Source organism: Reyranella sp. (genome assembly GCF_052439685.1).
Classification (GTDB): Bacteria; Pseudomonadota; Alphaproteobacteria; order Reyranellales; family Reyranellaceae; genus Reyranella.
On the sequence record NZ_JBQVQG010000001.1, the window covers coordinates 609,669 to 627,351 of the forward strand.

At 67.1% G+C, this 17,683-nt stretch carries 18 protein-coding genes; 10 read left to right on the plus strand and 8 right to left on the minus strand.

The features are described 5' to 3' along the window. Nucleotides 1–10: 10 nt before the first annotated feature. A complete protein-coding gene (locus tag ACT6UX_RS02955) occupies nucleotides 11–700 on the plus strand; it encodes a hypothetical protein (protein WP_444773637.1) in 690 nt (229 codons plus the stop codon). Between the two features lie 18 nt (nucleotides 701–718). After that, nucleotides 719–1,285, plus strand: coding sequence for a peroxiredoxin family protein (locus ACT6UX_RS02960; protein ID WP_444773638.1), 567 nt, complete (start codon nucleotides 719–721; stop codon nucleotides 1,283–1,285). Here the strand turns inward: ACT6UX_RS02960 and ACT6UX_RS02965 are convergent. The 3 genes from ACT6UX_RS02965 to ACT6UX_RS02975 form a co-directional block, all read right to left on the minus strand. Further along, the gene (locus ACT6UX_RS02965) at nucleotides 1,282–2,532 is read right to left on the minus strand and encodes an NAD(P)/FAD-dependent oxidoreductase (RefSeq protein ID WP_444773639.1); all 1,251 of its coding nucleotides are present in this window, start codon (nucleotides 2,530–2,532) and stop codon (nucleotides 1,282–1,284) included. The two genes, ACT6UX_RS02960 and ACT6UX_RS02965, sit on opposite strands and share 4 nt — an antisense overlap. A gap of 100 nt (nucleotides 2,533–2,632) precedes the next feature. Then, nucleotides 2,633–3,028 (minus strand): PaaI family thioesterase, encoded by a 396-nt coding sequence (locus tag ACT6UX_RS02970; RefSeq protein WP_444773640.1) that lies wholly within the window; start codon nucleotides 3,026–3,028, stop codon nucleotides 2,633–2,635. Between the two features lie 22 nt (nucleotides 3,029–3,050). Next, on the minus strand, nucleotides 3,051–3,470 hold the full coding sequence (locus ACT6UX_RS02975) for a hypothetical protein (protein WP_444773641.1): 420 nt from the start codon (nucleotides 3,468–3,470) through the stop codon (nucleotides 3,051–3,053). A gap of 109 nt (nucleotides 3,471–3,579) precedes the next feature. Between ACT6UX_RS02975 and ACT6UX_RS02980 the strand changes: the two genes are divergently transcribed. From ACT6UX_RS02980 to ACT6UX_RS02990, 3 genes are all read left to right on the plus strand, one after another. After that, nucleotides 3,580–4,422 (plus strand): helix-turn-helix domain-containing protein, encoded by an 843-nt coding sequence (locus tag ACT6UX_RS02980; protein WP_444773642.1) that lies wholly within the window; start codon nucleotides 3,580–3,582, stop codon nucleotides 4,420–4,422. A 48-nt stretch (nucleotides 4,423–4,470) separates the two neighbouring features. Beyond that, on the plus strand, nucleotides 4,471–5,607 hold the full coding sequence (locus ACT6UX_RS02985) for a helix-turn-helix domain-containing protein (protein WP_444773643.1): 1,137 nt from the start codon (nucleotides 4,471–4,473) through the stop codon (nucleotides 5,605–5,607). Between the two features lie 124 nt (nucleotides 5,608–5,731). After that, nucleotides 5,732–6,991 (plus strand): sterol desaturase family protein, encoded by a 1,260-nt coding sequence (locus tag ACT6UX_RS02990; protein WP_444773644.1) that lies wholly within the window; start codon nucleotides 5,732–5,734, stop codon nucleotides 6,989–6,991. Nucleotides 6,992–6,998: 7 nt separating this feature from the next. On the opposite strand, the gene ACT6UX_RS02995 is transcribed toward ACT6UX_RS02990, so the two are convergent. Both ACT6UX_RS02995 and ACT6UX_RS03000 read right to left on the minus strand, forming a co-directional pair. Beyond that, nucleotides 6,999–7,874 (minus strand): aldose 1-epimerase family protein, encoded by an 876-nt coding sequence (locus ACT6UX_RS02995; protein WP_444773645.1) that lies wholly within the window; start codon nucleotides 7,872–7,874, stop codon nucleotides 6,999–7,001. An 8-nt stretch (nucleotides 7,875–7,882) separates the two neighbouring features. Further along, on the minus strand, nucleotides 7,883–9,547 hold the full coding sequence (locus tag ACT6UX_RS03000; protein WP_444773646.1) for a SulP family inorganic anion transporter: 1,665 nt from the start codon (nucleotides 9,545–9,547) through the stop codon (nucleotides 7,883–7,885). Nucleotides 9,548–9,737: 190 nt separating this feature from the next. Between ACT6UX_RS03000 and ACT6UX_RS03005 the strand changes: the two genes are divergently transcribed. The 3 genes from ACT6UX_RS03005 (at nucleotide 9,738) to ACT6UX_RS03015 (ending at nucleotide 12,638) form a co-directional block, all read left to right on the plus strand. Then, the gene (locus ACT6UX_RS03005) at nucleotides 9,738–10,727 is read left to right on the plus strand and encodes a TRAP transporter substrate-binding protein (protein WP_444773647.1); all 990 of its coding nucleotides are present in this window, start codon (nucleotides 9,738–9,740) and stop codon (nucleotides 10,725–10,727) included. A gap of 82 nt (nucleotides 10,728–10,809) precedes the next feature. Beyond that, complete coding sequence (locus ACT6UX_RS03010; RefSeq protein ID WP_444773648.1) at nucleotides 10,810–11,322, plus strand: TRAP transporter small permease; 513 nt, start codon at nucleotides 10,810–10,812, stop codon at nucleotides 11,320–11,322. Further along, the gene (locus tag ACT6UX_RS03015; protein WP_444773649.1) at nucleotides 11,319–12,638 is read left to right on the plus strand and encodes a TRAP transporter large permease; all 1,320 of its coding nucleotides are present in this window, start codon (nucleotides 11,319–11,321) and stop codon (nucleotides 12,636–12,638) included. The genes ACT6UX_RS03010 and ACT6UX_RS03015 overlap by 4 nt, the downstream gene beginning before the upstream one ends. 116 nt (nucleotides 12,639–12,754) lie before the next feature. Here ACT6UX_RS03015 and ACT6UX_RS03020 read toward each other — a convergent pair whose 3' ends face one another. After that, nucleotides 12,755–14,278 (minus strand): alpha/beta fold hydrolase, encoded by a 1,524-nt coding sequence (locus ACT6UX_RS03020; protein ID WP_444773650.1) that lies wholly within the window; start codon nucleotides 14,276–14,278, stop codon nucleotides 12,755–12,757. A 106-nt stretch (nucleotides 14,279–14,384) separates the two neighbouring features. Here ACT6UX_RS03020 and ACT6UX_RS03025 point away from each other — a divergent pair, with 106 nt between their 5' ends. After that, nucleotides 14,385–15,632 (plus strand): MFS transporter, encoded by a 1,248-nt coding sequence (locus tag ACT6UX_RS03025; RefSeq protein WP_444773651.1) that lies wholly within the window; start codon nucleotides 14,385–14,387, stop codon nucleotides 15,630–15,632. Continuing rightward, the gene (locus ACT6UX_RS03030; protein ID WP_298309780.1) at nucleotides 15,629–15,766 is read left to right on the plus strand and encodes a hypothetical protein; all 138 of its coding nucleotides are present in this window, start codon (nucleotides 15,629–15,631) and stop codon (nucleotides 15,764–15,766) included. Before ACT6UX_RS03025 ends, ACT6UX_RS03030 begins: the two co-directional genes overlap by 4 nt. Nucleotides 15,767–15,799: 33 nt before the next feature. Here the strand turns inward: ACT6UX_RS03030 and hslU are convergent, their stop codons facing one another. Beyond that, nucleotides 15,800–17,110, minus strand: a complete 1,311-nt coding sequence (hslU, locus tag ACT6UX_RS03035; protein WP_444773652.1) for an ATP-dependent protease ATPase subunit HslU — start codon at nucleotides 17,108–17,110, stop codon at nucleotides 15,800–15,802. A 5-nt stretch (nucleotides 17,111–17,115) separates the two neighbouring features. After that, on the minus strand, nucleotides 17,116–17,679 hold the full coding sequence (hslV, locus tag ACT6UX_RS03040; protein ID WP_444773653.1) for an ATP-dependent protease subunit HslV: 564 nt from the start codon (nucleotides 17,677–17,679) through the stop codon (nucleotides 17,116–17,118). Nucleotides 17,680–17,683: the final 4 nt, after the last annotated feature.

Consider the following 17,683-nt stretch of genomic DNA (forward strand, 5'->3'; position numbering starts at 1 on the left):
CACGCGCGCCGTGGGCGCGCTGGGCCACTTCCTCGAACGTCAGGGCATTCCGACCGCCAGCATCAGCCTGGTGCGGGAGCACACCGAAACCATCCGGCCGCCGCGCGCCCTGTGGGTCACGTTCGAACTCGGCCGGCCGCTCGGCGTCCCCGACGATCCGGACTTCCAGCGCCGCGTGCTGCGCGCGACAGCCGGGCTGCTGGAGCGCACCGACGGGCCGGTGATCGAGGATTATCCCGAAGACGTCGCCGAAGAAGCCGACTTCACCGGCTGGGCCTGTCCCATCAACCTCGCCCCCACGGCCGTCGATACGTTGGCCGCCGAAATCGACCGCCTGGCGACCTGGCACGACCAGACCGTCGCCAGGACCGGCCGCACGACCACGGGTGTCTCCGGCCTCGACATGCCGGCGGCGGGCGCACTGCTGTCGTCCGCACTGGCCGGCGACCTGCCACCCGCACACGCGCTCAAAGAGGCGATCGACGATCTCCGCGCCTACTATCTCGAGGCAGCCGCTTCTTTCCCCGATCCCGGCACCTCGAAGATGCGCAAGGCCTGGCTGTGGGACGAGACGCTGTTCGGCAAGGCGCTGCTCACCCTGCAGCCCCTGCTTGCCGCGAGCGCGGACCCGCAGCACAAGATACTCGCCAACCTGACGTTGATTCCTGCAACAGAGCGGTACCGGCTGGCGAAGGCGTAGAAATCCGCGGAGGTCTCCATGCTGAAGGTTGTCATTGCGGCACTGTTGGCCTCGATCTGCGTGTCGACCGCACAGGCGACGGAGGACTTCGGTCCCGCCGTCGGCGCGAAGGTGCCGGATATCGGCACGCCTCTCGACCAGAAGGACAAGCCGCGATCGCTGCAGTCCCTGATGGGCGAGAAAGGCGTGGTGCTGTTCTTCTACCGGTCGGCTGCCTGGTGTCCCTACTGCCAAGCGCAGATGATCGATCTCAATGCGGGCGCCGGCGAGATCGAGAAGCGCGGCTATCGCATTGCCGGCATTTCCTACGATGCGCCTGATGTGCTCGCCGCCTTCGCCGGGAAGCGCAGCCTCACCTATGCGCTCCTCTCGGATCCGAAGTCCGAGATCATCGATCGCTACGGGCTGCGCGATCCTCAGTACGCGCAAGGCAGCAAGGCTTACGGCGTTCCGCGTCCGATCATCTTCGTGGTCGGCCGCGACGGCACGATCAAGGCCAAGCTGTTCGAGGACACGTTCCGCAAACGCCCGCCCGTCGGGCTCGTCATCGAGACCCTCGACAAGGTCGACCCGACCCGTAGTTAGTTCTGCTCCGATCCCGTGATCAGCCGTGCACTGGACTGGAAGGTCACGTAAGACCACATCCAGTCGAGCATGACGATCAGCCGGTTCCTGAAGCCGATCAGGAACGAGATATGGATCAGTCCCCACATCAGCCAGGCCAGGGTGCCGTCAAGGCGCAACCAGCCGAAGTCCGCGACGGCGGAACGGCGTCCGATGGTCGCCATGGTCCCGTAGTTGAAATAGTGGAACGGTGGCGGCGCTGGCTTCCCGGCCAATCGCGCCCGCAGCACGCGCGCGACATACGCGCCTTGTTGCTTGGCGACGGGCGCGAGGCCAGGGAGCGGCTGGCCGTCCTTCCCGGCCACGCTCGCCGTGTCGCCGACGACAAAAATCTCGGGATGGCCTGGCACGGTGAGATCGGGGCCGACCAGAACGCGACCGACCCGGTCCTTCTCGACACCCATCCAGTCGGCCGCTGCGGAAGCGGCCACCCCGGCCGCCCAGACGATGGTGGCGGCGGGCACGTGCTCCTCGCCGATCGTCACTCCGGCCTCGTCGCAATTGGAGACCGGCGTCCCGAGGCGGACTTCGACATGCAGCCGCTCCAATGCGCCGCGCGCTGCTGTGCTCAGCACCGGTGGAAAGGCCGCCAGCACGCGCGGACTCGCCTCCACGAGCAGGATGCGCGCCTCGCGCGGATCGATGGTGCGGAAATCGTGCCGCAACGCCACGTGCGCCAGCTCGGCGATGGAACCCGCCATCTCCACGCCGGTCGGCCCGCCGCCGATCACCACGAAGGTGAGAAATCGCCGACGCGCCTCCGGCGTCTCGGCTGATTCGGCATGCTCGAAGGCGGTGAGGATGCGTCGGCGGATGGCGGTGGCGTCGTCGATCTTCTTGAGCCCGGGAGCCACACGCTCCCACTCGTCGTGGCCGAAATAGGAATGACGCGCGCCGGTCGCCAACACCAGCTGGTCATAGGGGATCTCGCGGTCGTCGACCTGGACGGTCCGTTGCACGACGTCGACGCCGGACACCTTGCCCATCACCACACGCACGTTGGCGGCGCGACGCAGGATGGCGCGGATCGGCGAGGCGATCTGGGCCGGCGACAGTCCGGCGGTCGCGACCTGATAAAGCAGCGGCTGGAAGAGATGGTAGTTGCGACGGTCGATGACGGTGACGTCGGCCGCGGCACCAGAGAGGGCATGCGCTGCGCTCAGGCCGCCAAAGCCCGCGCCGACGATGACGATACGCGGCCGGACCATGAGACTGCTCCTTGTTCCAGGTGCGTCCAGACAGGCTGAAGGCATGACGCGACGGCCCGACAGTGCTCCAGCGCCACGTGTCCGTACAGGGGCGGCTTGCCTAAAGCACCATCTGCGTCTGCGTCACCACCGCCACGAGCTTGCCCTCGGCGGTGGTGATGCGGGTGGTCCACACCATGGTGCGGCGGCCGCGATGGACCGGCGTGGTCTCGCCCATCACCGTGGTCCCGACCGGGGCCGGCCCCACGAAGTTGGTCTTGCTTTCGATCGTCGTCGTGCCCTTGCCCTCGGGGAGGTTAAGCACGGTGGCGGCGGCGCCCAGCGTGTCGGCGAAAGCCATCACCGCGCCGCCATGCAGGATGGCGGGTCGCGTGCAGAGCTCGGGGCGCACGACCATCTCGGCCTTCACCCCGGTCTCGCTCGCTTCCGTGAACTTCAGCCCCAGAACTTCGGCGAAGGGCAGCTTGATGTCATTCAGGAGCTGAAGCCTGTCCATGATCGTGTCCTCTTCCTGGCGTTTAGTGAGCGATGCCGATGCGACGCAGGCCGAGATACTCGAGGATCGCGAGATCGGCGACGACCAGCGCGATGACGACGATGCCCGCGATCCCGGCCACGGTCCACGAAGCCGGCAGCATCAGGATCACGGCGCTGATCGCCACCCAGGAGGCGTCGAGGACGAAGATCGCCCGGGCGCAACCCAGGGGCATGTCAGGGCGCGAGGCGACCCAGCCGCAGACCGCGCCGAAGGCCACGAAGCCCAGGCCCAGCAGTTCCAGCACAATGGCGAGATCGAGACCCAGCACCTGCAGCGGCGCATGGGTGGCCATCGCAGCCAAGGGATTGGCCAGGGCCGCCAGAACGGCGCCGGAGCCCACGGACAGGATGGCATTGGCCCAGAGCGTGCGGCGGAGCAGGCGATCGGATGAAGGTGTCATTGCGTCCTCCTTTGGTTGCGGACGACTGGGAGATCGCATTCCGCCGACGGTCTCTCAATTACGCAGGAGGTAATCGGCGGGCCGGCGGGCCGGTGCTAGGCTTCGCGTCATGAGCACAAATCCCGTTTCGACGTCGACCGCGCCGGCCGATGCTTTCGGCCCCATGCTGCGCGCCTGGCGCCGGCGCCGCGGTGCCAGCCAGCTCTCGCTGGCCCTGCAGTCCGGCGTCTCGCAGCGCCATGTCAGCTTCCTGGAATCAGGCCGTGCGCGCCCCAGCCGCGAGATGGTGGTTCAGCTCTCGACCGCGCTCGATGTGCCGCTGCGCCAGCGCAACGAGATGCTGCTGGCGGCGGGCTTCGCGCCGGCCTACCGCGAGAGCAACCTCGCCGCGCCCGAACTCGCACCGGTGCGCCAGGCCATCGACTTCCTGCTGAAGCAGCAGGAACCCTACCCCGCGGTCGTGATCGATCGGCTGTGGAATCTGCTGCAGGCCAATGAAGCGGCCAACGCCTTCACGGTTTTCCTGTTCGAGGGCATGCCGCCCGCGCCGCCTCCCGGCAAGGGACCCAACCTGCTGCGCTGGATCCTCGATCCCAGGGCCCTGCGCCCGAAGATCTCCAACTGGGAAGAGGTCGCGCGCTATCTCGTCTCGACGACCTATGCCGAGATCCTGGCGGCGGGCGGCGAACCCCGAGCGCTCGCCTTCATCGAGGAGATCATGGCCTATCCCGACGTGCCCGCCTCGTTCCGCAAGCTGCGCTTCGAGGAGCGGCCAGGGCCGGTGCTGACGGTCGACTATCTGGTGGGCGGCAAGGCGCTCTCGGTGTTCACCACCATCGCCACCTTGGGCACACCGCAGGACATCACCCTGCAGGAAGTCCGCGTCGAGTCCTTCTTCCCCGCCGACGACCGCAGCGACGCGCTGTTCAGGAGCCTGGCCGCCCGACATTGAGAGTCGCTTCGCCGAAAGGGCGGTGCGGGGTGGCGTGACCGCGGCAAAATGCTAATCACGTCGCCGACCATGGGCGGCCCCGGCATCCTCGTCACGCTCGACATCGCCCTGCGCGGTGCGGGCATTGCGCTGCTCCTGATCGTCGCGACCGCGACGCTGCGACGGGCCCAGGGCCGGCCCGCCGGCTGGCTCGGCGCCCTGCTGGCCGTGGGAGCCGCTGCCTACGCGGTCTGCTCTTCGCCCGGGCCCCACGATCCGCCGGTCTGGTTCGCCCCGGTCCTGATGCTCTGCACCGGCAATGCCGCCATCTTCTGGCTGTTCGCCCAGGCGATGTTCGACGATTCCTTCCGGCTGAGGCCCTGGCATGCGCTGGTCTGGCTGAGCCTGGTCGTCTGGCCGCTGGCCCATCTGCTGGGCGCGGGCTTCACCGCGCACTGGCTGCTGGGCGTGCTCGTGCGCGGCGCGGTGATCCTGCTGGCGTTGCTCGCGCTGGCGCAGACAGTGAGCGGCTGGGGCAGCGATCTGGTGGAAGGCCGACGGCGCCTGCGCCTGTTCATCCTGATCGCCGTGGCCCTCCATATTGCCGCCACCGTCACGGCCGAACTGGTCATCGGACCCGGCCAGGTCCCGATGAGCTTGCACCTGCTCAACTCGGGCGCCTTGGCCGCGATCGCGGCCATCGTCGCCCTCCTCCTCCTGCAGGCCGACCTCGACTCCGTCCTGGGTCCGGCGGCTGTCGCACCGGCGGCCGAAGCCCCATCCCCATCGCCCCACAGCCCACCCTCTCGCCCGCCCATCGCAGAAGCGGCGCCAGAGAACGAGCCCGCCGACCCGTCACTGCTCGCCACCCTCGAACGACTGATGTCGGTCGACAGGCTTTACCGTCAGGAGGGTCTCACCATCGGCGTCCTGGCCGGCCGGCTCGGCCTGCCCGAGTACCGGCTGAGGCGCGCCATCAACCGCGGGCTGGGGTACCGGAACTTCAACGAATATCTGAACCGCCACCGCCTGGCCGATGCCAAGCAAGCCCTGGCCGATCCCAGCCAGGCCGCGGTCCCGGTCCTGACCATCGCTCTCGATTCGGGCTTCCAGTCGCTCGGTCCTTTCAACCGGGCCTTCAAGGCCGACACCGGCATGACTCCGACCGAGTACAGAAAGGCCGCCGAAGGCCGCGACGGCTCCTGATTTCCCGCCGATTCCGGAATCGGCGAGCCGTTTTTCGCCGCGGATCGCCGGTTTTCACCTTCGGCGCGATCCTTCCGCCACCTGCTCCTAGGCATTGGGCACGCCCGATGGAGGGGCGCGGTCGATGAACGAACTCTGGCACGTCTACCTGTCTGCCTGGCCCACCGTCTGGGCTAGGGAAACGACCCGCTACGTCGTGGCCGCCACGCTGATGGCCACGATCCTCACCCTGTTCTGGCGGGCAGGGCTCGCCCGCCGCAAGCTGCAGCCCCGCGATCCCGTCCACGGCCAGTGGCGACGCGAATTCCTGGCGTCGCTACGCACGGCTTTCATCTTCTCATTGCTGGGCGCCGTCGTGGCAGTGGGCGACCATCAGGGCTGGATCACGATCTACAAGGACTTCCGCCAGGCCGGACCGCTCTACCTCGTCCTGTCGCTCGCCCTGATGCTGGTGGTCCACGACACTTATTTCTACTGGGCGCACCGCACCAGGCACCACAGACGCCTGTTCGCGCTGTTCCATCGCACGCATCATCTGTCGCGTACGCCGACGCCATGGGCCGCCTATGCCTTCGCCATCCCCGAGGCTGTCGTGCACGGTGCCTTCGTCCCGCTCTTCCTCCTCGTCGTGCCGATGCACGGGCTCGGCCTGCTGGCCTTCGGCATCGTGCAAATCCTGCGCAACGTCATGGGGCATGCCGGCACCGAGGTTCATCCGGCCGCCTTCGGCCCCGGCCGCTGGCTCGGCTGGAACAACACCACGACCCATCACGATCTTCACCACGAAGCCGGGCGCTACAATTACGGCCTCTACTTCCGCTGGTGGGACAAGCTGATGGGCACCGAGCATCCCGACTACCCGCGGAAGTTCGAGGCGATCGTCTTGCCGGCCTCGGGCACCACCGCACCGGCCGGGGCGGACCGTCTGCTGGCACGCGCGCTGGCGTACGTGATGGCCGGGGGCCTTCTTCTTTCCGCCGATCCGGTTCATGCCCAGGAAGGCCCGGTGGGACGTTGGGTGACACCCGGCGCGGCGGCCGTCGTCGAGATCTTGCCCTGCACGGGGACAGCAGGCCTGTGTGGCACCGTTCGCTGGTTGTGGGACGGCATGGACGACAAGGGCCGGCCCCGCCTCGACATCCAGAATGCCGACGCATCCCAGCGCGCACGGCCGCTCGTCGGACTGTCGATCCTGTCCGGGCTCACGCGCGCCGCGAACGGCGGCTGGGAGGGCCGCATCTACAATCCCGAGGATGGCCAGACCTATCGCGCGATCCTGCGTCGACCGACCGCCGACACGCTGACGATCGAAGGCTGCGTTCTGTTCATCTGCCAGAAGCAGGTATGGCGCAGCGCGGGGTCATTGGCCGCCGCACTGCAGTGACGCCGGGTCAGCGCGCGAGGGCGATCGACATCCCGAAGCTTTCCGTGGCGCCCGGCATGATCGCAATCATGCCGGGTTTGTCGGCCAGCTCGCCGTCGAAGCCTTCGGGGCTGGCATGGCCCTGCCACGGTTCGATGCAGACATAGCCGGCGCCGGGCTTGGTCCAGACGCCGAGATGCGGCATGCGCGGGAAGTCGACGCGGATGGCTTCGCCATAGACGACGCTGCGGCTCGCCAAGGTGTCGAAGACCAGCGCGCCGTCCTCGAACAGATCGTCGTGCAGCAGGAGATGACGATCGCGCACCGGCGACGGGTACTGTGCCGCACTCAGCAGGCCATCGACCGGCCGTCGGATCGGCGCAGGCTCATCCCGCTCGAAGACGATCCCGTGGGCTGCCCGTAGTTTGCCGTAGGGCAGCGGCCAGCGCAGGGCCGGATGGAAGCCGAACGAGGCCGGCATGACGGCGCCCCCGGTGTTCGTGACCTCGGCTTCCATATGCAACGTGGCACCTTCGATCCGGTAGGTGACGTCGAGGCGAAACTCGAAAGGGTACTGGCGACGCGTTGCTTCGCTCGACTCGAGCCGCCAGGTGCAGGACGCGGCGTCGGACCGGACCAGCGCAAAGGTCGAGGTGCGGGCAAAGCCGTGACGGCCGATCTCATAGGCATTGCCGGCCACCGTGAGCCGGTTGGCCTTCACCTCACCGACGATGGGAAACAGCAGCGGCGAACGCCCGGTCCAGAAGGCGGGGTCGCCGTCCCACAAAAGATCGGCGCCGGCGCGATCCTGCAGGCGCACCAGTTCGGCGCCGGTGGCGGAAATTTCAGCGCTGAGCGCGGCGGTGGAGATCGAAACGGCAGAAATCGAGACGGGGGAGGCCATGGGCCATCCTACAGCAGATGCGCCTCGCGAACGGCATCGTCGACGGACGGCAGATAACGGACCTGCGGACGTCCGGCGCCGGCCCGCAGCAGCGAGCGGCGCACCGACGGCGTGGCGCCCGTGACATAGACCCGGACGCCATGACCCTGGGCCTTGCGGCCGACACCGGCGATGACGTTGGCTGCCGTTGAATCGACGAAGGGCACGGCGCTGAAGTCGATGACGAAGGCCTTGTGCTGGTCGGCGATGTTGTCGAGTACGGCGCCCACGGTCGAGGCCGTGCCGAAGAAAAAGGCACCGGACAGGCGGTAGACGATCACCCGCGGGTCGGTGACGAGGTCGGCGGCAAAGGGTGCACGGGCCGGCTGTGCGACAACACCCGCCGTGGCGGTCAGGCGCTGGATGAGTAGGATGACGCCGAGCGCCGTGCCGACCACGATGCCTTCCATCAGGTCGCGGAACACGGTGAGCAGGAAGGTCGACAGCAGAACGACCGCATCGCCCCGCGAGGAACGCAGCAGGGTCATGAACTCATGCTTCTCGGCCATGTTCCAGGCGACCACTGCCAGCACCCCGGCCAGGGCGGCCAGGGGGATGTAGGCGGCGAGCGGCGCGGCCAGCAGCATGAAGCCCAGCAGGAAAACCGAGTGGAGCATGCCGGCGACCGGTCCGCGCGCGCCGGCGCGGACGTTGGTCGCGGTGCGGGCGATGGTGCCGGTGGCGCAGACGCCGCCGAACAGCGCCGAGGCGATATTGGCCACGCCCTGGGCCACCAACTCGCAGTTCGAGCGATGACGGCGTCCCGTCATGCCGTCGGCCACCACGGCGGACAGCAGCGATTCGATGGCGCCCAGCAGGGCGAAGGAGAGCGCATCCGGCAACACGGCCAGCATCTTCTCCAGCGATATGTCGGGCAGGCTGGGCGCCGGCAGCATGGAGGGAATGCCGCCGAAACGGCTGCCGATCGTCTCGATCGGCAGGCCCAACGCAAAGGTCGCGACCGAGGTGGCCACCACGGCCACCAGCATGCCCGGCCAGTGCGGGCGCAGCTTCCGCAGCCCGAGAATCACGCCGATCGTCAGGACGGCGAGGGTGACGGCCGCGGCGTTCACCGTGCCGGCCGCGCCGGCCAGCACTTCGAGCTTGGCCGCGAACTCTCCCGGCTCCTTGCCCTGCAGGGTGAGGCCGAACAGGTCCTTGATCTGGCTGGCGAAGATGATGACGGCGATGCCGCTCGTGAACCCCACGGTGACCGGATAGGGGATGAACTTGACGAAGGTGCCGAGCCGGAGCGCGCCGGCCGCCACCAGAAAGACGCCGGCCATCAACGTGGCGAGCAGCATCCCTTCGATCCCGTGGCGCGCGACCGTGGCGGCGACCAGCACGATGAAGGCGCCGGCGGGGCCGCCGACCTGGAACCGGCTGCCACCCAGCGCCGAGATCAGGAAGCCGCCGACGATGGCCGTGAACAACCCGCGTTCCGGCGTGGTGCCCGAGGCGATGGCAATGGCCATCGAGAGCGGCAGCGCCACGATCGCCACCGTGAGGCCGGCAACGGCATCGGCCCGCAGCGCCGCCAGCCCGTAGCCCTCGCGCAGGACCGAGACGAGCTTGGGAACGAAGGGGCCGTCGAATCTCGCCAGAAGGGTCGAGGGAAGGGTACTGATGGACATTATACAGGATATTTGTGTGTTATGATGATATCGAATAACGCGCGCCAGCACAACCCGACGCAAAGTCCGGACCAGCCTCCCGAAAGACGGCATGTTGTCTGACAACTCGGTCGCGCCCGATCCCAAACCCATGCATAGTCCGCGCAGGGTCCGGTCTCAGAACCAAAACAGGGCCTTTGGAGGAAACGACATGAAGCGCAGACTGCTGATGGGCGGTATCGCCGCCTCGACTCTCGCGGCACCGTTCATCGCCAACGCCCAGGCGCCGCTGACGCTCAACGGCGCGGTGCAGTTCAACGACGACCACGCCTTCAACAAGACCCTCCTCAAGTTCGAGGAGCTGGTGAAGAAGTATTACGGCAAGCCGATCAACTTCGTGCTCCACCGCAATTCGTCGCTGGGTCTCGAGAAGCAGTATTTCGAGTACATGGCGCAGGGCAAGGCAGTGGACTATGCCGTCGTCTCGCCAGCCCACATGTCGACCTTCTCGAAAGCCGCGCCGTTCATCGACGCGCCGTTCCTGTTCCGCGACCTCGCGCAATGGAACAAGGTGCTCGACCTCGATCTGCTGAAGCCGGTGGCCGACGAGGTGGCGCAAAAGGCCCAGGTCATGCTGATCGGCTATGCCGGCGGTGGCGTGCGCAACATCTTCGTCAACAAGCCGGTGAGCAACCTGGCCGAGATCAAGGGCCTCAAGGTCCGCGTCCAGGGCGCGCCGATCTGGTCCAAGACCTTCGCCGCGGCCGGAATGTCGCCGACGGTGATCGCCTACAACGAGGTCTACAACGCCATCCAGAACAACGTCATCTCGGCCGGCGAGAACGAGGCGGCCGGCGTCGAGTCGATGAAGTTCTACGAGGTGGCGCCCAATCTCGCGATGACCGAGCATGCCATCACCATCCGTCCGGTCTGCTTCTCGTCCAAGACCTTCAAGTCGCTTCCGAAAGACCTGCAGGACGCGGTGATCAAGGCCGGCAAGGAAGCCGGCGCCTATGGTCGCCAGGTCGAGAGCGGCGAAGACGAACAGAAGCTCGTCGCGCTGGAGAAGGCCGGCAAGCTGAAGCGCATCCCGTTCAAGGACCGCGCCGAGATGAAGAAGCTGGTCGATCCGGTGATGGCGGCCTACGCCAAGGAGATCGGCGCCGACGGCATCTTCACGCAGATCGTCGCCACCAATTGATCCGTATGCGCAGCGAAGCCACCGGCTTCGCTGCGCCTTTTCCCGGTCTGAAGCCGGGTGTGTTTTTCCGGACGGTTTCCGAATGAGTTCTCCTGCCTCGCCACCCGGCCTCTGGCGCCGGTTCACGGCCGCCTACGCCAAATTCCTGACCGGCCTGCTGGCCTTCTCCGTCGCCATCATCATCGTCCCCGTCACCCTGCAGATGATCTCGCGCTACACCGCGCTGATCCCGGCCTATATCTGGACCGAGGAAATGGCGCGCTTCCTGTTCATCTGGATGATCATGATCGGCGCCATGATCGGCGTGCGCGAGGCCTCCCATTTCGAGGTCGATGTATGGCCGACGCTGCCTCGCCGCGGCGAGGCGGCCGTGCGCATCGTGGCCCGCCTCGGCATCCTTGCCTTCGCGATCGTCTTCCTGGTCGGCGGCATCGAGTTCACCAGCTTCGCCTGGTACCGCACCTCCGAGCTGGCCGACCTGCCGCTCTGGATGATCCATATCGCCTGGCCCGTCGCCGCGGTCACCTGGATCGTCTTCCTGGGTGAGCAGTTCTACGACGAAGCCCGCATCCTGTTCGGGTGGAGCACGACATGACCGGCGCGCTCTTCTCGGCCGGCGAAGCCGCGTCGATCCTTTTCGGCTGCTTCTTCGTGCTGCTGATCTTGCGCGTGCCGGTGGCCTTTGCGCTCGGCCTCGCCTGCCTGCCGCTCTTCTATCTCGAGCCGCGGCTCGGGACGATGATGCTCGCGCAGGAAACCTTCAACGCCTACAACTCCTTCATCCTGCTCGCCGTGCCGTTCTTCCTGCTGACGGCCAACCTGATGAGCGTCGGCGGCATCACCGACCGGCTGGTGGCGCTGTCGCGCGCCATCGTCGGCAGCTTCCCGGGCTCGCTGGCCCAGATCAACGTGGTGCTCTCCGTCTTCTTCGCCGGCATCTCCGGTTCCTCGACCGCCGATGCCGCCAGTCAGAGCAAGATCTTCATCGATGCCCAGACCAGGGAGGGTTACGACCTCTCCTTCTCGGTCGCCATCACCGCTGTCTCCGCCGTCCTGGCGGTGGTCATTCCGCCCTCGATCCTGATGATTGTCTGGGGCGGGTTGATCTCGACCTCGATCGGCGCCCTCTATCTCGCGGGCGTTGTGCCCGGCCTGCTGATCGCCGGCGCGCAGATGGTCACGGTGCACGTCTATGCCGTGAAGCGCGGCTATCCGACCTATCCGCGCGGGACAGTGCGCCAGCTCCTCTGTTCGATCTGGGTGTCGATCCCCGCCTTGATGACGCCCGTCATCATCGTTGGCGGCATCCTCGCCGGCTGGTTCACGGCAACGGAATCGGCCTGCGTGGCCGTTCTCTACTCGGCCGTGCTGTCGATCGTGGTCTACCGCGAGATGGGTCCGAAGGAGCTGTACAAGGCGCTGGTCGATACCGGCAAGCTCGCCTCGGTGGCGCTGTTCTGCATCGGCACCGCCTCGGCCTTCGGCTGGCTGCTGGCCTATTACAGAATCCCGCAGGAGCTGCTGGCCAACGTCACGACCTGGGGCATGGGCCCGATCGGCGTCGGCTTCTTCATTGCCCTCGTGTTCCTGGTCGTCGGCTGCTTCCTCGATGCCATCCCCGCGATCATCATCGTCGGGACGGTGCTGGAGCCGCTCGCCAAGTCGGTGTCGATGGACCCCGTCCACTTCGCCATCGTGTCGATCGTCGCCCTGGCGTTCGGGTTGGTGACGCCACCCTACGGGCTCTGCCTCATGATCTCCTGTGCCGTCGCCGGCGTACCGCTGCGGCTCGCCCTCAAGGACACGCTGATCATGCTGGTGCCGATGGTCGTGGTGCTGGCGGCAATGATCGTATGGCCCGACATCGCCCTCTTCCTGCCCCGCCTCATCGCGCCGGAGCTGCTGAAGTAGGCCGCGTATGATTCCCGTCGTCTCAGGCCGGGGGTTACCCCGCCCGAACCGGAGCACCGAAGGTGCGGAGTGGAGAGACGACGGAGACCTTGTTGGAACCCTAAGTCGGCGCGCCCTCACGGCATGTTGCGCACGCGGTCCCAGGCGGCCGTGAAGTTGGGCGCCTTGTCGGGGCGGCACGGCAGCGCGCGCTTGGGGTTGGGATCCTCGATGAAGGCGTCGCGCAGCCGGGCGGCGCAGGCATCCTGGACGACGACGCCATGGCCCTGTGCCCGAAAGACGACATTGCGCGAAGCCGACAAGGTCCTGGCGGCCTCGCGCGCCCAGGCGGGCGGCGTCAGCCAGTCATAGCCGCCGCTCAGCAGCAGGGTCGGCACTTCCGACTTCACCGGTTGCCGCTCCGCGGCCGGCGCCGGTGCGACTCGCCAGACCGGGCAGAAGATCGGCGACTTGCTCGATTTGGCGTTCAGCCCATAGACCCCGTTGCTGTCGATCGCCTTGCGCCGTGCCGTCCGGTCGACCATGGGCCAGGTCTCACGGCATTCGACGCTGTTGTAGAGACCGTCGAACTGCTGGGCGTTCTGCTCCAGCAACCCCCCATCGTTGGTCTCGAGATCCTCGGCGTAGAGCTTGAGCAGGCGCAGGTCGCCGCGCTGCGCCGCCGCAACCGTTTCGGGAATGGCAGCGACCTCGCCCTCGCGCATCATGTTCAGCAGCACCATCAGCACCTGGGTGCCATCGAGGCGGGTGGGATGCGGGCCGTCTTCCAAGGTGAGGGCAAGTTCGAGCGGCGTGCGCTCGGCCGCGTCGATCAGGCCCTCGATGGCGGCGCGCAGGGTGGGATGGCGTTCGCGACACCCGGCATCGGCAGCGCAGTCGGCGTAGAGCTGTTCGAAGGCGCGGCGGACGATCGCCGGCTCGTTCTGCTCGCCGTTGACCTGGGGCGGATAGACGCCGTCGAGGACGGCCCCCCGAACCAGGTCGGGATGCCGGCGCATCACCTCGAGCGCCCACCGGGTGCCGTAGGACACCCCATAGATGTTGATCTTGCTCTGGCCCAGCACCGCCGCGAGATCGGCCACGTCGTCAGCCAGCGCCGGAGTCGCGTACATGCCGAGATCGATCTTGCGGCGGTCCAGTCCCGCGCGGCAGCGCGACAGGATTTCACGCTCCTGCTGCTCGGTCACCGCACGCCGGCGCGCCCGGGCCGGGTCCGATGTCCGCGTGTCGAAGCAGTCGAGGTTGGGGTTCGACCCGCCGGCGCCCCGCTGGCTCAGGATGACGACGTCGCGCCGGCGGCGAATGGCGGCCGTCTCGTTCCACCAGTCGCCTTCGCTCAGCGCATCCGCGCCCGGCGTCGAGGCGACCAGCGGCGAGTCGCCGGGCCCGCCCGAGAGATAGATCATCGGCTCGACGCCCGTGGTCCGCTTGGCCTTCAGAATGGCCACCTTGAGCTTGATCTCGCGGCCCTGCGGCTGGTCGCGATTCTCCAGCACCGTCAGGACGAAACATTCCACCCTGTCGCCGCGCGGCGGCTTGAAGGTGCAGCGCTCGCGGTCCAGTCGCGGAGCCGCCTCGGCGCTTCCTGCCAAAACCATCAGGAATGCTGCCAAGCAGCCCAGGAACCGCAGTCGCGCCATGGATATCTTCTGCCACATCGAAGCTTGTGACGGCATGAAGTAATTCTATGGAAACCATAAGGCAGGACATCTTGCCAGGTCGGGCATGCCGCCTCAGGTTGCGGCCATGACCCAACGCTCCTATTGGACCGCCGTCTGGTGCGGCTTCCTCGTCCTCACCATCGGCCTTGGCGTCCGCCAGAGCTTCGGCATCTTCCTCAAGCCGATCTCCGCCGAACTCCATGTCGGCCGCGAGCTCTTCTCCTTCGGCACCGCCCTTTCCATGCTGCTGATGGGCGCCATCGCGCCCTTCTCGGGCCGGCTGGCCGACCGGTTCGGCTCCGCCCCGACCATCGCCGGCGGCGGCGCGATCTATGTTCTGGGCATGATCGTCACGGCCACGATGCACGACGGCTTCATGCTGATCCTGGGCAACGTACTGGTCGGCGTCGGCCTGTCGGCGGCGACTTTCGGCCCGGTCCTGGGCGTCATCCTGCGCGTGGCGCCGCCCGCCAAGCAGGCGCTGGCGGTGGGAATCTGTTCGGCGGGCGGCTCGTTCGGCCAGTTCTTCATCGTGCCGCTGGCGGCCGTGCTGCAGAACTATTTCGGCGACTGGCGGCCCACCATGTGGGCGCTGACCATCCTCGCCCTGATCATGATCGTGCTGCCGATCGGCCTCAACGACCGCAAGGAGATCGCGGCCTCCAAGCGCGGCAGCGGCGGCAACCAGACCACCGGCGCAGCGCTTTCCGAAGCCTTTGCCCAGCGCAGCTTCGTGCTGCTGGTGGTCGGCTATTTCGTCTGCGGCTTCCACGTCGCCTTCGTCGGCGGCCACCTGCCGGCCTATATCTCCGACAAGGGGATCGGCCTGTCGCTGTTCGGCATCAACCTGTCGCCGGCCGAACTCGGCGGCTGGGCGATCGGCATGGTCGGTCTGTTCAACATCGCCGGCGCCATCCTGTGGAGTTCGATGGGCAACCGGTTCAAGCGCAAGAATCTCCTGTCGGCGCTCTACCTGCTGCGCTCGCTGGTTTTCCTGGGCTTCGTGATCGCGCCGCTGTCGGCCGCCTCGGTGCTGACCTTCGCCGCGGCACTCGGCTTCCTGTGGCTGGGCACGGTGCCGCTCACCACCTCCCTGGTCGGCTACATTTTCGGGCCGGTCCACGTCACCATGCTGAACGGCATCGTCTTCTTCGGCCACCAGGTCGGCAGCTTCTTCGGCGGCTGGGGCGGCGGGCGGCTGTTCGACCTGCAGGGCAACTACGACATGATGTGGTGGATCTCGATCGCGCTGGGTCTCGTCTCGGCGGCGCTGCACTACCCGATCGTCGAGGAGCGGCTGATCCGTTCGACCTCGATTCCGCAGCCCGCATGACGGCCGGCTGGCGTCCCGTACTGCTGTGGGGGCTCGCCAGCCTGGTGGCGGCCGCAACGGTCGTGTCGTTCGTCCTGTGGGGCCTGAACGGCCCCGCCTATCTCGTCGACCTGATCGCGGCCTATTGCCTGTAGCCTTTGCCTCCCCATTCACATGGGGAGGGATTCCTAGAGCACGAACTTCGAGAGGTCGGCATTCTTCGCCAGTTCGCTGACATGCGCGCGGACGTAGGCGGCGTCGATCTCGATCTTCGTGTTGGGCTTGTCGGAGGCGGTGAAGCTGATCTCTTCGAGCAGCTTCTCCATCACCGTGTGCAGCCGGCGCGCGCCGATATTCTCGACCGTCTCGTTGATGTCGGCCGACAGCCGTGCCAGCTCGTCGATCGAATCGGGCGTGAAGTCGAGCTCGACCTTCTCGGTCGCCAGCAGCGCCTTGTACTGCTTGACCAGGCTGGCCTCGGGCTCGGTCAGGATGCGGCGGAAATCCTCCTGGCTGAGCGACGCCAGGCTGACGCGGATCGGCAGGCGGCCCTGCAGCTCCGGCAGCATGTCCGACGGCTTGGCGAGGTGGAAGGCGCCGGAGCAGATGAACAGCACATGGTCGGTCTTCACCGGCCCGTGCTTGGTGTTCACCGTCGTGCCCTCGATCAGCGGCAGCAGGTCGCGCTGCACGCCCTCGCGGCTCACGTCGCCACCGCCGCGGTGTTCGCTGCGCGCGGTGATCTTGTCGATCTCGTCGATGAAGACGATGCCGTTCTGCTCGACCATCTCGCGCGCCTCGCGCACCACGCGCTCCTGGTCGAGCAGCTTGTCGCTCTCCTCGCGCATCAGCGTCTGGTGGCTCTCGGCCACGGTCATCTTGCGCTTCTTCGTGCGGCCGCCGAACGCCTTGCCCAGCATGTCGCCGATATTGATCATGCCGACCGACGCGCCGGGCTGGCCCGGCACCTCGAACTGCATCGGTCCGCCCGAATCGGCGACCTCGATCTCGATCTCGCGATCGTCCAGTTCGCCGGCGCGCAGCTTGTGGCGGAAGCGCAGCTTCGTCTCCTCGCTGGCATTGGCGCCGCACAGCGCCTCGACGACGCGCTCTTCGGCCGCCAGCTCGGCCTTGGCCTTCACGTCCTTGCGCAGGCCCTCGCGCGCCATCTCGATGGCGGCTTCCATCAGGTCGCGCGCGATCTGCTCGACGTCGCGGCCGACATAGCCGACCTCGGTGAACTTGGTCGCCTCGACCTTGAGAAACGGCGCGTTGGTGAGCTTGGCCAGGCGGCGCGCGATCTCGGTCTTGCCGACGCCGGTCGGGCCAATCATGAGGATGTTCTTGGGCAGCACCTCGTCGCGCAGCGAATCGGAAAGCTGCAGGCGGCGCCAGCGGTTGCGCAGCGCGATGGCGACGGCGCGCTTGGCTTCCTGCTGGCCGATGATGTGCTTGTCGAGCTCGGAGACGATCTCGCGCGGGGAAAAGTCGTTACTCATGGGATTCAGAGCTTCTCGATGACGACGTTGTGGTTCGTGTAGACGCAGATGTCGGCGGCGATCTTCATCGACTTGCGGGCGATCGCCTCGGCATCGAGCCCGTCCACGTCGATCAGCGCCCGCGCCGCGGAGAGCGCGTAGTTGCCGCCCGAGCCGATGGCGATGATGCCGCCTTCCGGCTCCAGCACGTCGCCGGTTCCGGACAGCAGCAGCGAGACGTCCTTGTCGGCCACCGCCATCAAGGCCTCGAGCTTGCGCAGGTAGCGGTCGGTGCGCCAGTCCTTGGCGAGTTCGATCGCCGCGCGCAGGAGCTGGCCGGGATGGCGCTCCAGCTTGGCCTCGAGCCGTTCGAACAGCGTGAAGGCGTCGGCCGTCGCGCCGGCGAAGCCCGCGATGATCTGGCCGTTGCCGATGCGGCGGACCTTCTTGGCGTTGCCCTTGACGATGGTCTGGCCCATCGACACCTGGCCGTCGCCGGCCATGACGACCTGGCCGTCCTTGCGAACCGAGAGGATGGTCGTGGCATGCCAGCCGGGACCGGAGGAACTGTCTGATTGTGCGGAAGACATGCGC